Origin of the sequence: Providencia sp. PROV114 (assembly GCF_032704305.1) — a bacterium.
GTDB classification, from domain to species: Bacteria; Pseudomonadota; Gammaproteobacteria; order Enterobacterales; family Enterobacteriaceae; genus Providencia; species Providencia rettgeri.
Window position 1 is genome coordinate 2,971,851 of the sequence record NZ_CP120528.1, and the last position, 15,515, is coordinate 2,987,365.

Genomic DNA, 15,515 nt, shown 5'->3' on the forward strand with positions numbered 1-15,515 from the left:
AATGAATAAAAAGCGTGAGGCTTGCAGCAAAAATCCGTATCATAGCCCGTTTGAAACACTCTATTCACAAGTGACTGACAATGAGCCAAACTTTTATTCCCGGCAAAGATGCCGCTCTTGAAGATTCCATTGATGCATTTCAAACCAAATTAAAGAAATTAGGGTTTGATATTGAAGAAGCCTCTTGGTTAAACCCTGTACCTAACGTTTGGTCTGTACATATCCGCGATAAAGCGTGCCCACTTTGCTTTACTAATGGTAAAGGGGCGAGCAAGAAAGCTGCATTAGCCTCAGCGCTTGGTGAGTATTTTGAGCGTTTATCAACGAATTACTTCTTTGCGGATTTCTACCTAGGTAAATCTATTGCTGAAGGGGATTTTGTCCACTACCCTAATGAAAAATGGTTCCCATTAACCGAAGATGATAGCTTACCTGAAGGGTTATTAGACAATCGTTTGATTAAGTTTTATGACCCCGACAACGCCTTAGCCGCCAGCCAATTAATTGACTTGCAATCTGGTAATGAAGAACGCGGTATTTGTGCACTGCCATTTACCCGTCAATCAGACAACCAAACTGTATATATTCCAATGAATATTGTTGGCAATCTCTATGTTTCTAACGGGATGTCTGCGGGCAATACAGCCAACGAAGCTCGTGTACAAGGACTTTCCGAAGTCTTTGAACGCTTTGTAAAAAATAAAATCATTGCTGAAAGTATTAGCCTACCGGCTATCCCAGCAGACGTCATGGCACGCTACCCTGCGGTAGTTGAAGCGGTTGAAACCTTAGAAAAAGAAGGTTTTCCAATTTTCTGTTATGACGCATCACTCGGTGGCCAGTACCCTGTGATTTGTGTGGTGTTATTTAACCCACAAAATGGGACTTGTTTTGCCTCATTTGGTGCTCACCCCGACTTTGGTGTTGCCCTTGAGCGTACCGTCACGGAATTACTGCAAGGCCGTGGCTTAAAAGACCTCGATGTGTTTAATGCACCGACCTTTGATGACGAAGAAGTGGCTGAGCACACGAATCTTGAAACTCACTTTATTGATTCAAGCGGTTTAATTAGCTGGGATCTGTTTAAAGATGATGCCGATTATGCCTTTGCAGATTGGAGCTTTAAAGGCACAACTCAAGAAGAGTTTGCAACACTTATCAGTATTTTCAATACATTAGATGCTGAAGTCTATATTGCAGATTATAACCACTTGGGTGTCTACGCTTGCCGAATCTTAGTCCCAGGTATGTCTGATATTTACCCAGTTGAAGACTTACATATCGCCAATAACGCGATGGGCGCTTATTTACGCGACACCATTATCAACCTACCTGATAGCCAATGGGAAAAACAAGACTATCTTGCCCTTATCGAGCAATTAGATGACGACGGTTTAGATGATTTTACCCGTGTTCGTGAATTACTTGGTTTGGCAGTAGGTAAAGACAATGGGTGGAGTAACCTGCGTATTGGTGAACTAAAATCCATGTTGGCACTAGCGGGTGGTGATCTTGAACAAGCACTTGCTTGGGTTGAATGGACACAAGACTTCAATAGCTCAGTATTTACTGCCGAGCGCGCAAATTATTATCGTTGCTTGCAAACCCTGTTGTTGTTATCTCAAGAAGAAGAACGTGACCCTGCGCAATACTACAACGCCTTTGTGCGTATGTATGGTCAAGAGGCAGTAGATGCTGCATCAGCCGCTATCGCTGGGGAATCATGCTTCTATGGCTTGTGGTCTATTGACGAAGAACTTAAAGCACTTCCTGCGCATCAAGCTTTGCTGGCTGCTTATGAAAAGCTGCAAAAAGCAAAGCGTGATAATGCATAATGTGAATTAAATCGTTGACGGGGAACTTGCCCCGTCAACATTTTTACATTTTATTGGTTTATATTAATTATAAATCCAATGAACGTTTCCATAATAAGAAATCAAACTGTTCTAGGCGATCCGCTTGGACCTGATAGTCACCGCTTGCCGTATCAATTACCCGTTCAAATAGCCCTTTACTTATTGTCGGTAATGGAACCCCATCAATAATTGGCCCGCAATCATAATCAATTATGTCCGATAGGCGCTCTGCAATGGCACTATTCGTCGATATTTTTAAAACAGGTACAATCGGGTTCCCTGTGGGAGTGCCAAGCCCTGTTGAGAAAATAACCACATTACACCCTGCAGCAACAAGTCCTGTGACTGCATCAACATCATTACCCGGCGTACAAACTAAGGATAACCCACTGTCAGGCATCGGCTCCGCATAGTCACACACCGCACTAATCGGCGATGTTCCGCCTTTTTTAGCCGCTCCGGTCGATTTAATCGCATCGGTTATTAGCCCGTCCGCAATATTGCCGGGACTTGGGTTATCGGCAATGGTAGTATTAAAGAAATTCGCTGTTTTTTCATAACGTTCCATCAAATCTAAGAATTTTTTCTTATCTTCAAAAGAGACGCACCGTTTCACCATATCCCCTTCTGCACCACATAATTCCGGAAATTCAGCTAACCCTGATGCGCCCCCCAAAGTCACTAGCCAATCAGAAACTAGCCCCATCGCAGGGTTACCCGAGATCCCAGAAAAACCGTCAGAAGCGCCACATTTCACACCGAGTTTTAAATGAGACAACGGAACGTCCACACGAGATTGCGGTATGACGGCCTTCATGCACTCATAGGTTTGCTTCAATGCTGTTTGCATCATTTCTTCTTCGCTACTCCACTCTTGCTGGCGAAAGTAAAGTGCAGGTTTAGCAAAATTAGGGTTACGAGCAACAAGTGACTCTTTAAACATTTTACGCTGTGCTTTTTCACAGCCCAAACTGAATACCGTAATACCGATGACATTAGGGTGGTCCGCATAAGCAGCAAGCACATCACACATCGTTTTACTGTCAGAGGTCGCTCCACCACAACCACTCGTGACCGTAATACATCGTACACCTTCTATATGTGGGAATAATTTAGGTTTTGCCGTTCCCCCTTGCTCACCAGCTGTTAAATCCAACGCAAAATTTTTCAAACTATTATTGGTATAACCTAATGCTTCATTTAAGGCGTCTGTAAGTTTTGTTACATTGCGGTTTTCACAAAATACCAATGGAAAAATTAACCAGTAGTTTGCGGTTCCTACTCGCCCATCCTCACGTACATAGCCTTTAAATGTGCGTCCTTGATATGCAGATACATCAGGTGCATTCCACTCGTACGGTGCATCTTGTTCTAAAGAAACTGGGGCTGCATAGTGGCGAATATTATCGACTGTGATAACTTCACCTTTTGCAATTGGCTTTGTTGCTTTTCCTACTGCTGTGCCATACATAGAAACAATGCCATCAACGGGTATCGCTTCCATGGCAAATTTATGCTTTGCTTTAACATCAGTCACGAGGGTCACATCTTCACTTCCCCAGTGATAAATATCCCCTGCTTGCAAGTCCTTTAAGGCAACAATTAGGTTGTCGCTCTCATCAATTTTGAGAATTTTTTGCATGTCACACCTTCCTAAAAATTGTCATTAGTTAGATGACAATGCGTTGAGATTCTTGTTATGCGTATTTTTTTTAAGTAATGCGATTAAGACGGCACAACCTACGGTGATCACCGCTAATGTCACGATACCTGCGGTATTGCTATTCATCATTTTATCGACTTCCACGCGAATGATTGGCGCGAGGAATGAACAAAATGCCCCCATGGTGGTACAGAAACCAATTCCTGCTGCTAATGCAGGGCCGCTTAATAACTGAGGAGGAAACGTCCAAAATACTGGTTGAACGGATAAAAAACCAACAGCGCTTAAACATAATGCTGCAATAGCAAAAACAGGGCTTGCAAATGCTGACAATGCCAAACCTAATGCTGCGGCTAACATACACAGCACTGAGATTTCGATGCGACGAGTTGGATGGCGGTCAGCAAAACGAGGAATGTAATACACCCCGAATGCAGAACAAGCCCAAGGTATGGCAGCAACTAAGGATTGTTTAAAGCCTAAACTTTCCCCCATTAAGGACGCAACTTGGGAAGGCAGAAAGAACATCAAACCGTATACTGAAATTTGTATCGTGCCGTAAATCAGTGCAAGGTGCCAAACTTTGATATTTTTTAGTGCAGATAATACCGATGTGGTTTCAGTTTTTGCATTTTCTTTGGCTAATTGTTCAGTTAGCGCTTTTTTCTCTTCTTCGGTTAAAAAACGGGCTTTTTCAGGGCTATCATCCAAATAAAAGAAAGCAAAAATACCAATCACAACGGCAGGAAGTCCTTCAATGACAAACATCCAGAACCAACCTGTCCGGCCTAACCAGCCATGCAATTCCAGTAACGCGCCTGATAATGGCGAACCCAGTGTCAATGCCAAAGGTACACCTAGAACAAAGATCCCAATTACAGACCCACGTACATTATTGGGGAAATAAATTGAGGCTAATAATAGAATGCCTGGATAAAAGCCAGCTTCCCCAAGTCCCAACAAGAAACGCAAAACTATAAATTGCGTTTCATTGGTGATAAAACCTGTCATTGCCGACAGAACGCCCCAGATTACCGTGGTAATACTCAGCCACTTTTGCGCACCAATTTTGTTTAAAATTAAGTTAGCGGGAATGCCAAATAGCGCATATGCCGCAAAGAAAATACCGGCACCAAAAGCAAACGCTGAATCAGATAAACCAATGTCGACTTGCATTGCATCTTTCGCAAAACCTACGTTGACTCGGTCAATAAATGCAACAAAATACAAAATAAACATCAGGGGTACTAAACGTTTCCACGATTTGGCTATCGCAGAATTTAAAACAGGATTGTTATAAGCTTTAGTTGTCGCCATGATATTTTTCCCTGTTGGTAAGATGTTCTATTGTGTTTGATTCAGGAAAGGTCAGAGCGGTGAATCAGCAAGGGTTAACAACTGCTGAAGTTGCTCAATCTGTATATTGTTCAACCCAATAAATGGTGCTGTACAATAATCTGAATTAACCACACCTTTTAGCTGCAACGCTTTCTTAAAGGTTGGGATGAATGGCGCATTGACGCCATATATAGCCATCAATTGGTCTACTCGTTGCTGGTGTTTTGCCACTAACGCTAAATCACCTTGGGTAAACGCCTGCATCCATGATGCAAAAAATTGCGGCACAATATTTGAAAGCCCACCAATGCACCCATTTCCCCCCGATAACACCACATGAGCAAAGTTATTATCGTAACCTGCGTATACCTCAAAATGAGGCAAGCGTGATTTCACCGTTTCAATCACTTGGGCGGTATGAGTCGTGTCAGGAATGGTATCTTTTAATCCGATGATATTGGGATATTTATCCGCTAAACGTAGGCAAACATCAGGGGAGACAGAATAACCTGTTCGTTCAGGAAAGTTATAAATGAAAATGTTAGCAGATGTTTTTGCTGCTATCGCACTGTAAAAACGAAAAACACCTTCATCATCTAGCGGGAAATAATATGGGCTAATAATCATCACCCCATCGATTCCTTTTTCATATGCATAGTTAGCCAATTCAATCGACTCTTCCACATCAAGGCGGCTTGCCCCTGCATAAACACGCATTTCCTCCTTGGGATAACGACCACATAGGTCGATGAGTTTTTTTGAGCTCTGCATATTGAGCGCAAAAAACTCCCCCGTGCTTCCCATAGTGACAAAACCGGAGACTTTGCCCTTCAATGAGTCATAAACACGTATATTTTGTTCTATATCCACTCGACCTTTGTCATCAAAGATGGTCACTACTGGAGTGATATAACGACTTTCCATACTGATAATCTCCTCGTTACCGATGTTCATATATACAAACCACATTCATAAATAAAAACTATAAACAAGAAATCATGAATCATTGATTGAGTCAAATTCATACAACTCATATGAAAATTTTATGTAATAATCTGATTAAAAAGATATTTGAAGGGATTAAGTGGTCATAAAGCTAACTAAAGAATAATTTTTTTATTGCTAAATTTTGAGCAAAGTCACGCCTTTTGGATGACTTTACCCATTATTAAGAGTGACCAATTTGAGATTAAACGTATTCCTGAGATGATTTACATAGTGGTATTTTAAACCTAGAATAGCGACAAAATTAATCAGGGAGGTGGTTTAATGTCTACGGGGCACATGCCGACAATTCGGGTATTAGAAATACTGCAAGTTTTATCGGCTGAAAATACTGGGCTTTCTTTGACGCAACTTTCTGATAAAACACAAATATTAAAAGGGACGATTTATCCTATCTTAAAAACATTGGTTGAACATCGGTATATTAATTACGATGATAATAGCCAGCTATATTATTTAGGTATCGCCTGCTCGCTTCTTTCCCGCTCATTTTTCGAAAAATCCTATTGGCTAAAAATGGTTCATCGGGAAATGGTGCATATCGTTGATGAATGCAATGAAGTGTGCCAAATGGGGATTTTAGACGGTGCTAATGTGTTATACATTGATAAAGTTCAATCGGCGCAAAAGGTCCAATTAATCTCTAATATTGGAACTCGTTTGCCTGCGATTTACTCGGCACTGGGTAAGGCTATGATTTTTAACTACAGTGACCAGCAAATTTCCGAACTTTATCCTTCGGGTTTTACTCCGTTAACCCAATACAGCGTGCAAACTTTGGCTGAACTTCGCCTACAGCTTAACGCGGTTCGCGAAAATAGTTATGCCGTTGATAATAAAGAAATTGATGAAGAAACCATTTGTTATGCTGTCTCATTACGACAACGCAATAACATCATTGCGGCAATCAGTGTGTCTATCCCAACCTTCCGCATCGATGAACCCAAAGTGAACCAAGTCATCAAAACGCTCTTAACTAGTCGAGAACGTATTGAGCAAGAACTAAACACTCTTGACAATATTGAATTTTATACCTAGTTACAACGTTAAAAACGGATTGTTTTATTAAGATATATCACTTTAATTTATCGATTAATTTATATTAATCTTTTATTATTTGCATAATTGTTAGATAAATATTGCAAAAATATGGTTTGGCTAAGGAATATATATCGGAATCTCCCCTAATTAACTAGGGCATTATGCAAACATAAGTTAAATTATATGCCAAAGAGATCATATTCATCTTAAATAGTTAACATTTACGCGTATATTTTTACTTATTTTGCTGGCCAAAACTGACTTTATAAAAATTTTATATAAATTTTAAAAAATATTTAAACCTTATTTATCAAATGGATAAGTTGTAATTTAACATTAAATTAACCGTTTTCACCACTCTCTCTAGAGAGTTCATGATCCATATCAAATTTATCAATTCTCCCCTTTGTTACTATTATTGCGTGCTATAATTAATCAACTTTGTAAGAGAGTGTTGGTATGAAAGCTGACAACCCTTTTAATTTATTGCCACCAGCTGTAATGGCGCAAGTCGCAGATGATGCCTCTGTTTATAAGGCAAATAAACATCCTGCAATTACTTACTTGTCAGCATTCACTGCCGGTATTTTTATCTCTATCGCATTTGTATTCTATATCACGGCAACAACCGGGGCAGCTGAAGCGCCTTATGGTTTCACTAAACTTATTGGCGGGATTTGTTTCTCCTTAGGCCTGATGTTAGTGGTTGTATGTGGTGCAGACCTTTTCACCTCCACCGTACTCACTATCGTCTCAAAAGCCACAGGTAGAATCACTTGGGGGCAAATGTTCCTCAACTGGTTTAATGTCTATATTGGTAACTTAATTGGCGCGCTGTTCTTTGTTGCACTGATTTGGTTTGCAGGACAATACACCGCAGCCAATGGCCAATGGGGATTAAATGTATTACAAACCACCAGCCATAAATTGCACCATACCTTTATTGAAGCGGTTGCATTAGGAATTTTAGCAAACTTAATGGTTTGCCTTGCCGTTTGGATGAGTTACTCCGGCCGTAGTTTAACTGATAAACTGGTCGTTCTAGTGTTACCTGTCGCGATGTTTGTGGCGAGTGGTTTTGAGCATAGTATTGCAAACATGTTCATGATCCCATTAGGTATTATGATTAAAGAGTTTGCACCTGCTGAATATTGGTCTCAAATAAATATGTCTCCTGATCAATTTTCACACCTAACAGTCGGTAACTTTATTACAGATAACTTAATTCCAGTTACTATCGGAAATATTATTGGCGGCGCGATTTTAGTCGGCCTCATTTATTGGTTTATGCATTTACGTAGTGGCCAAAAACATTAATAGCCACTGACACACACTAAAAGATTTATTAAGATCCCTAAAAGATCCATTGTTAAAAGGTAAAAGTATCATGTCCGAGTTAAATGAAAAATTCGCTTTAGCATGGCAAGGTTTTAACCAAGGTGACTGGCAGAATAACGTCAACGTACGTGATTTCATCCAGAAAAACTACACTCCATATGAAGGTGATGAATCTTTCTTAGCAGGCTCTACTCCAGCAACTGACACGTTGTGGGATAAAGTCATGGAAGGGATCAAAATCGAAAACCGCACTCATGCGCCAGTTGATTTTGACACAGATGTCGCTTCAACCATCACTTCCCATGATGCAGGTTACATTACTAAAGAATTAGAAAAAATTGTTGGTTTACAAACTGATGCACCTCTGAAACGTGGTCTTATCCCGTTCGGTGGTATCAAAATGGTTGAAGGCTCATGCAAAGCTTACGACCGCACTTTAGACCCTGAAATCAAAAAAATCTTCACTGAATACCGTAAAACTCACAACCAAGGTGTTTTCGACGTTTACACACCAGACATCTTAAAATGCCGTAAATCAGGTATCTTAACGGGTCTACCTGATGCATATGGTCGTGGTCGTATCATCGGTGACTACCGTCGTGTTGCACTGTACGGTATTGATTTCCTGATGAAAGACAAATTTAACCAATTCACCTCTTTGCAAGAAAGATTAGAAAAAGGTGAAGACTTACAAATGACTATCCAACTGCGCGAAGAAATTGCTGAACAGCACCGTGCATTAGGTCAAATGAAAGAAATGGCTGCAAAATACGGTTACGATATTTCTGCACCAGCAACAAACGCACAAGAAGCAGTACAGTGGACTTACTTCGGTTACTTAGCCGCTGTTAAATCACAAAACGGTGCTGCAATGTCATTTGGTCGTGTTTCTACCTTCTTAGACGTGTATATCCAACGTGACTTAGAAGCAGGTAAAATCACCGAACAACAAGCGCAAGAATTAATTGACCACTTAGTCATGAAACTGCGTATGGTACGTTTCTTACGTACTCCTGAATACGATGAGCTGTTCTCTGGTGACCCAATCTGGGCAACTGAGTCATTAGCAGGTATGGGCCTTGATGGTCGTACTCTGGTAACAAAAAGCACATTCCGTTTCCTGAACACACTGTATACCATGGGCCCATCTCCTGAGCCAAACATGACTATCCTGTGGTCAGAAAAACTGCCAATGAATTTCAAAAAATTCGCAGCAAAAGTGTCTATCGATACCTCATCAGTTCAGTATGAAAATGATGACCTGATGCGCCCAGACTTCAATAACGATGACTACGCAATCGCATGTTGCGTCAGCCCAATGATTGTTGGTAAACAAATGCAGTTCTTCGGTGCTCGCGCAAACTTAGCGAAAACCATGCTGTATACCATCAATGGTGGTGTTGATGAAAAACTGAAAATGCAAGTAGGTCCTAAACATACACCAATCATGGACGAAGTCTTAGATTTCGATACTGTGATGAACCAAATGGACCACTTCATGGATTGGTTAGCAACTCAGTACGTCACTGCACTGAACTGCATCCACTTCATGCATGATAAATACAGCTATGAAGCTTCACTGATGGCGTTACATGACCGTGATGTATATCGCACCATGGCTTGTGGTATCGCGGGTCTATCTGTTGCTGCTGACTCACTGTCTGCAATCAAATATGCGAAAGTTAAACCAATTCGTGACGAAGACGGTATTGCTATCGACTTCGAAATCGAAGGTGAATACCCTCAATTTGGTAACAACGACTCTCGTGTAGATGATATCGCGTGTGACTTAGTTGAACGTTTCATGAAGAAAATTCAGAAACTGCCTACTTACCGTAACGCGGTACCAACTCAGTCAATCCTGACCATCACATCTAACGTTGTGTATGGTAAGAAAACAGGTAACACACCAGATGGTCGTCGTGCAGGTGCACCATTCGGACCAGGTGCAAACCCAATGCACGGTCGTGACCAAAAAGGTGCGGTAGCTTCACTGACTTCTGTTGCTAAACTGCCATTTGCTTACGCGAAAGATGGTATTTCTTATACTTTCTCTATCGTACCAAATGCGTTAGGTAAAGATGATGACGTTCGTAAAACTAACTTAGCCGGTCTGATGGATGGTTACTTCCACCACGAAGCGTCTATCGAAGGCGGCCAGCACTTAAACGTTAACGTTATGAATCGTGAAATGCTGTTAGATGCAATGGAAAACCCAGAGAAATATCCACAGCTGACTATCCGTGTATCGGGATATGCTGTACGTTTCAACTCACTGACTAAAGAGCAACAGCAAGACGTTATTACTCGTACTTTCACAAGCACAATGTAATAATTAGCTTATTAAAATAAAGTAAATTAAAGACCCCGCTTTATGGGGTCTTTTTATCTATACCAGCAACGATATTTTTTCTCTAAAGTTTGCGGTATGACAGATATTTTGGAGTGCCTGCTATGTCTATCGATGATACAAAAACCAAAACAATAGCGATAACTAATATGACAGAAACCCCAACCACACTCGGCCGCATTCATTCATTTGAATCATGCGGAACGGTCGATGGTCCAGGGATCCGTTTTATTGTCTTTTTCCAAGGCTGCTTAATGCGCTGCCTGTATTGCCATAACCGCGATACTTGGGACACCCATGGTGGCAATATCGTCACTGTTGACGAATTAATGAAAGAAGCCGTGACCTATCGCCACTTTATGAATGCGACAGGCGGCGGCGTTACCGCCTCTGGTGGTGAAGCTATCTTACAAGCCGAATTTGTTCGTGACTGGTTCCGCGCATGTAAAAAAGAAAATATTCATACTTGCCTTGATACCAATGGCTTTGTACGCCGCTACGACCCAGTGATTGATGAACTGATGGATGTCACTGACTTAGTGATGCTTGATTTAAAACAAATCGATGATGCAATTCATCAAAAATTAGTGGGTGTTTCTAATCACCGTACTTTGGAATTTGCCCGTTACCTTGCCAAACGCAACCAAAAAACCTGGGTACGCTATGTTGTCGTGCCGGGTTGGAGCGATGACGACCATTCAGTACATTTACTGGGCGAATTTACCAAAGATATGAACAATATCGAGAAAATCGAATTATTACCTTACCATGAGCTTGGTAAACACAAATGGGAAACTATGGGTGAAGAATACAAGCTAGATGGCGTTAGACCACCATCAAAAGAAGTGATGGAACGAGTCAAAAGTATTCTTGAAAGTTATGGTCACAAAGTGATGTACTAAAATTATAGAGGCTCTTTGCAGAGCCTCTTATTTATTTGAAAAGCGGTAAATGGCCAATTAACTGAGTAACTGCTTTTTTATTTCCCACCAAGCCTATCCCTGCCAATTGAATATCTTTATATTGCTGTTCAGATAATTTCTGCTGATATTCATCATAAGTACGGCAAGATTGAGCGAGCAAACTAAAAGGAATGATATAAATATCATCTTTCTGGTAAGCTGCCACTTCAATCTCTTTCATATATTGCTCTGCGGATTTTAATATCGGTAATGGTGCATAAATCACCCCTGGGTAATTCATATTATCCAAACTATTAAGATCATTCCCTACCATATTATTGACTTTATTTCCTAAACTCACACCAATTACACTCGCTGCATTCATCGCTAAACCATTCGATAAGTTTTGGTTTACCACGATGGCACAACGGTGTTCTGTTGGATTAAAAATCATCTCTCTTTTCCCTTTTACTGTTTGTTATTGTTCTAAAACACCTCATTATTATTGCATTTAAAGAAAGAAATAAGCTTTCTAACTCAGTCATTACACGCTAAAATTTAGGCAATTTTATCCTATTTTATGCAATTTTAAGGTAAAGGCTTTCATTTATGGCAATAGATAAGACAGAAATAAAAATATTGAAATTACTACAAGATGACGCTCGAATAACGAATCAAGTTCTTGCTGAAAAAGTAGGCATGTCAGCCTCTCCCTGTTGGCGAAGAGTTAAAAAGCTAGAAGAAGAACATGTTATTGAAGGATATCGCGCTATTCTCAATCGTAAAAAAATTGGCTTAGGTGTGATGGTATTTGTTCGCGTTATTATTGATAGCGATAGCGAGGCTGAAGCTCAAAAATTTGAACAAGAAGTGACTGAGCTCGAAAATGTTGTCGCTTGCTACAGTATTGGTGGTGATACCGACTTTTTATTGCAGGTTGTATCTCATGATTTAGACTCCTACGCCGATTTCGCGATGACGGTTATTCGCCGGTTACCGGGTATCAAAGAAATGCAAAGTATGTTTGTACTAAAAGAGATTAAGCCATTGGATGCTTACCCCATATCGCTCATTTAACCGCTGGGTAAATGGCATTTTGCTTACGTATTAATAATAATGATTATTTAATTTACTATTCACTATTAAATTAGGGTTTGGTCTTACTGTATAGAATAAAAAAAACAGCCGTTTTCACTGTACTACTAAATACTCATACTCTATTCATTACATTAAGGTATAGATAATGGTCTTATTACAATAAAAAATATCTTATACAAGAAAATTTTAATCAAAAATACCTTACCAGAATAGTCTGCTTTATAATAAGTTAACTTATCTGCATACTACTGCCGATAAGTTACAAGAATGAGTATAAACTCAGAAAACTTATTAATAATAATATATTGCTAATTCACTACGACTAACAGGTTCCTTTCTTATCATGAATAATGAAAACTTCAGTGCAGATAACAACCCTGCACCTACAATTAACGCACAAACTCAAGCCGATACATTCGTTTTTCACGCAGAACCTCGCACAGTAGATGCAGGTGAAGGTGTTAACTGGATCAGCCAATCATGGTCTCTTGTTAAAGAAAAGCTGGGAATGTGGATCCTAATTAACATCGTTCTGTTTGCGGTGATCTTTATCATTTCAATGATCCCATTCTTGAACTTACTGATTACTTTTATTACGCCTATTTTTATTGGTGGTATTATTGCTATCAGTGAAAATCAACGTAAAACTGGCCAAGCAGAAATTGGGTTATTATTTGCTGGTTTCCAAAATAAATTCGGTACCCTATTTGCCGTTGGTGCCATCAACTTTGCGGCTAACTTAGTAGGCATGATCATCGCATTTATTATCGGTGGTTCTGCTATGTTTGGTTTATTGATGGAAAGCAACCAATATGGTTCACCATCTGACGCGGCTATCCTTGCATCTTCAGGTACATTCTTCTTTGCAATTATTATCATGGCCGTTGCTGCGTTAGTAGGTACTGCCTTGACATGGTTTGCTCCAGCATTGGTTATGAACCACGACTTCACTGTTGGCGCTGCAATTTCTGCAAGCTTACAAGCTGTTAAGAAAAATATCCTGCCAGGTCTCCTGTTCTTTATCGTTTTATCAATCTTAATGATAATCTCAGTAATTCCTTTAGGTTTAGGTTTATTAGTTTCTATGCCAATTATGTATGTTTGCTATTACAGCAGCTACCGCAGCCTGTTTTTCTCACAAGTAAAATAAACCAAAGTGTGATGGTTTAACGACTTTGCTAAATCATTAAATCTAAAAAAGGAAAGCAATTGCTTTCCTTTTTGCTATCCCATACAAATTCACATATATTCCTTTAAATAGTAATTTCCCTCTTTCCTTTCATAAATTGGAGCTGTTTTCCATGTATTTCGATATTACTGATTTAAAACTGTGTGTTAATGTCGCTAATGCAGGGAGCATCACCCATGGAGCGAAACTAACTTATCTTACACTGCAATCTGCAAGTGAACGGATACGTGGGTTAGAAAATGAATTAAACGTAGATATTTTTGTTCGCTCAGTGAAAGGGGTTTCATTATCAAATGCAGGTCATACATTTATTGAGCATGCGAAAACAATTTTGCAGCAAATTGAAGTAATGCAAGATGAACTGCAGCAATATAGTCGACACCTGCGTGGGCATATTAATATTCTTTGTAATACCTCTGCTCAAATGGAGTTTTTACCTGCCCGTGTTAGTGCTTATTTACGCCAGCACCCTGCGATGTCTGTGTCAGTGAAGGAAATGCCAAGTACTAATATCGTCACTGCAATCAGAAATAAAATCGCTGATATCGGTGTTATCGCAGATTCTACTGATCTCACCGGGCTGGATATCCGGCCATTCAGCTCAGATGAATTAGTTGTTTTTGTCCATAAAGATAGCCTTTGGGCAAACCGAGAAAATGTTCCATTTTCTGACATTATTGATGCTGAATTTATTGGTTTAATGGAAGATAACCCATTACAAAAACATATTGATAATAACGCCAAACAACAAGGCAGGCGGCTAAATTACCGGGTACGTATGCCAACATTAGATGCTGTAATGCAAGGAGTTAATGATGGCATTGGCATAGCCATTATTCCCAAACAAGCGGCACAGCGTAGCCAGCTCTCTGCGAGTAAAATAGTGCAATTGACTGAAATTTGGGCATGCCGAAAATTAGTTATCTGTGCACGAGATTTCAACCAATTACCTGATTACACTAATGAGTTTGTTAATTTCTTAATTAATTGGTCATCTGAAGGCTAATTTTGTCGCCATGTAAATTCCTAATCCGATCAAACCAATAAAAAAGCAACGACGGAATAATTTCTCGCTAATAATCTTGCGAAAATATTGACCAAGGTACATTCCACCAATAGCTGGTATTAAGGCAAAGGCAGATAAACTCCAATTAATATCATATTGTTGCTGGTCAATGGATAACTTGATTGCTAATGCAACTGTTGATGCGGTAAATGCTAACCCTAGAGCCTGAATAAGCTCATTTTTATTTAATTTTAAGGTTTGCAAATAAGGGACTGCTGGAATAACAAATACACCCGTAGCAGCCGTAATCACACCTGTGATATACCCCACTGTTGGTGAAAGCCATATTTCATGCTTCTTGGATGATGGCATTTTTTTTGCGATTAACCCCCATATTCCATAGATAATAAGCACGAAACCAAGTGCAGGTAGTGTCCAACCAGATGCTGAGGTTAAAGAAGGTAAAAAACTGAATATGGTGCCAAGTACCACCCCAATAATAAAACCACTGAGCCGTTTGATTAGTGCCATAAATTGTGGGCCAATCAATAATTGCCATATATTCGTGATTAACGAGGGAATAATTAACAAGCTAGCAGCGGCAGCAGGCTCCATTGACGTGCTTAATAACCCCATTGCGATTGTCGGTAACCCTAACCCAATCACCCCTTTTACAAGGCCTGCTAGTAAGAAAACACCAATAATTACACCCATTTATTTCGCTCCGAT

General features: G+C 40.0%; 13 protein-coding genes. 8 read left to right on the top strand and 5 right to left on the bottom strand.

Annotation, left to right across the window (positions count from 1 at the left end; translation table 11 throughout):
• The first annotated feature begins 80 nt into the window (after positions 1–80).
• A complete protein-coding gene (ycaO, locus tag P3L37_RS13275; protein WP_110731821.1) occupies positions 81–1,835 on the top strand; it encodes a 30S ribosomal protein S12 methylthiotransferase accessory factor YcaO in 1,755 nt (584 codons plus the stop codon).
• 67 nt (positions 1,836–1,902) lie between these two features.
• Here the strand turns inward: ycaO and P3L37_RS13280 are convergent, their stop codons facing one another.
• From P3L37_RS13280 to P3L37_RS13290, 3 genes are read right to left on the bottom strand one after another with little or no spacing between them, the layout of a single operon-like run.
• Entirely contained in the window at positions 1,903–3,498 is a 1,596-nt protein-coding gene (locus tag P3L37_RS13280; protein WP_109911035.1) for a UxaA family hydrolase, read from the bottom strand.
• A 24-nt stretch (positions 3,499–3,522) separates the two neighbouring features.
• Positions 3,523–4,836, bottom strand: a complete 1,314-nt coding sequence (locus P3L37_RS13285) for an MFS transporter (RefSeq protein WP_272667323.1) — start codon at positions 4,834–4,836, stop codon at positions 3,523–3,525.
• A gap of 51 nt (positions 4,837–4,887) precedes the next feature.
• Positions 4,888–5,781: a dihydrodipicolinate synthase family protein gene (locus P3L37_RS13290; protein ID WP_109911033.1), complete on the bottom strand. Its 894-nt coding sequence runs from the start codon at positions 5,779–5,781 to the stop codon at positions 4,888–4,890.
• Positions 5,782–6,126: 345 nt separating this feature from the next.
• Between P3L37_RS13290 and P3L37_RS13295 the strand changes: the two genes are divergently transcribed.
• From P3L37_RS13295 to pflA, 4 genes are all read left to right on the top strand, one after another.
• The gene (locus P3L37_RS13295) at positions 6,127–6,900 is read left to right on the top strand and encodes an IclR family transcriptional regulator (RefSeq protein ID WP_004909501.1); all 774 of its coding nucleotides are present in this window, start codon (positions 6,127–6,129) and stop codon (positions 6,898–6,900) included.
• Positions 6,901–7,362: 462 nt separating this feature from the next.
• Positions 7,363–8,220 (top strand): formate transporter FocA, encoded by an 858-nt coding sequence (gene focA, locus P3L37_RS13300; RefSeq protein WP_109911032.1) that lies wholly within the window; start codon positions 7,363–7,365, stop codon positions 8,218–8,220.
• A 70-nt stretch (positions 8,221–8,290) separates the two neighbouring features.
• Positions 8,291–10,573, top strand: a complete 2,283-nt coding sequence (pflB, locus tag P3L37_RS13305; RefSeq protein ID WP_109911031.1) for a formate C-acetyltransferase — start codon at positions 8,291–8,293, stop codon at positions 10,571–10,573.
• Between the two features lie 167 nt (positions 10,574–10,740).
• Entirely contained in the window at positions 10,741–11,493 is a 753-nt protein-coding gene (gene pflA, locus P3L37_RS13310) for a pyruvate formate lyase 1-activating protein (protein WP_042851778.1), read from the top strand.
• A gap of 31 nt (positions 11,494–11,524) precedes the next feature.
• Here pflA and P3L37_RS13315 read toward each other — a convergent pair whose 3' ends face one another.
• Entirely contained in the window at positions 11,525–11,947 is a 423-nt protein-coding gene (locus P3L37_RS13315; RefSeq protein ID WP_004909488.1) for a DUF2000 domain-containing protein, read from the bottom strand.
• A gap of 155 nt (positions 11,948–12,102) precedes the next feature.
• On the opposite strand from P3L37_RS13315, the gene P3L37_RS13320 reads away from it, so the two are divergent.
• The 3 genes from P3L37_RS13320 to P3L37_RS13330 all read left to right on the top strand — a co-directional run bounded on the left by P3L37_RS13320 (position 12,103) and on the right by P3L37_RS13330 (position 14,786).
• Positions 12,103–12,570, top strand: a complete 468-nt coding sequence (locus P3L37_RS13320) for an Lrp/AsnC family transcriptional regulator (RefSeq protein WP_004909485.1) — start codon at positions 12,103–12,105, stop codon at positions 12,568–12,570.
• A gap of 364 nt (positions 12,571–12,934) precedes the next feature.
• Positions 12,935–13,741, top strand: a complete 807-nt coding sequence (locus P3L37_RS13325; protein WP_004909482.1) for a BPSS1780 family membrane protein — start codon at positions 12,935–12,937, stop codon at positions 13,739–13,741.
• A gap of 151 nt (positions 13,742–13,892) precedes the next feature.
• Complete coding sequence (locus tag P3L37_RS13330) at positions 13,893–14,786, top strand: LysR substrate-binding domain-containing protein (protein WP_109911030.1); 894 nt, start codon at positions 13,893–13,895, stop codon at positions 14,784–14,786.
• Here P3L37_RS13330 and P3L37_RS13335 read toward each other — a convergent pair.
• Positions 14,772–15,500 (bottom strand): sulfite exporter TauE/SafE family protein, encoded by a 729-nt coding sequence (locus tag P3L37_RS13335; RefSeq protein WP_004909475.1) that lies wholly within the window; start codon positions 15,498–15,500, stop codon positions 14,772–14,774. The two genes, P3L37_RS13330 and P3L37_RS13335, sit on opposite strands and share 15 nt — an antisense overlap.
• Positions 15,501–15,515: the final 15 nt, after the last annotated feature.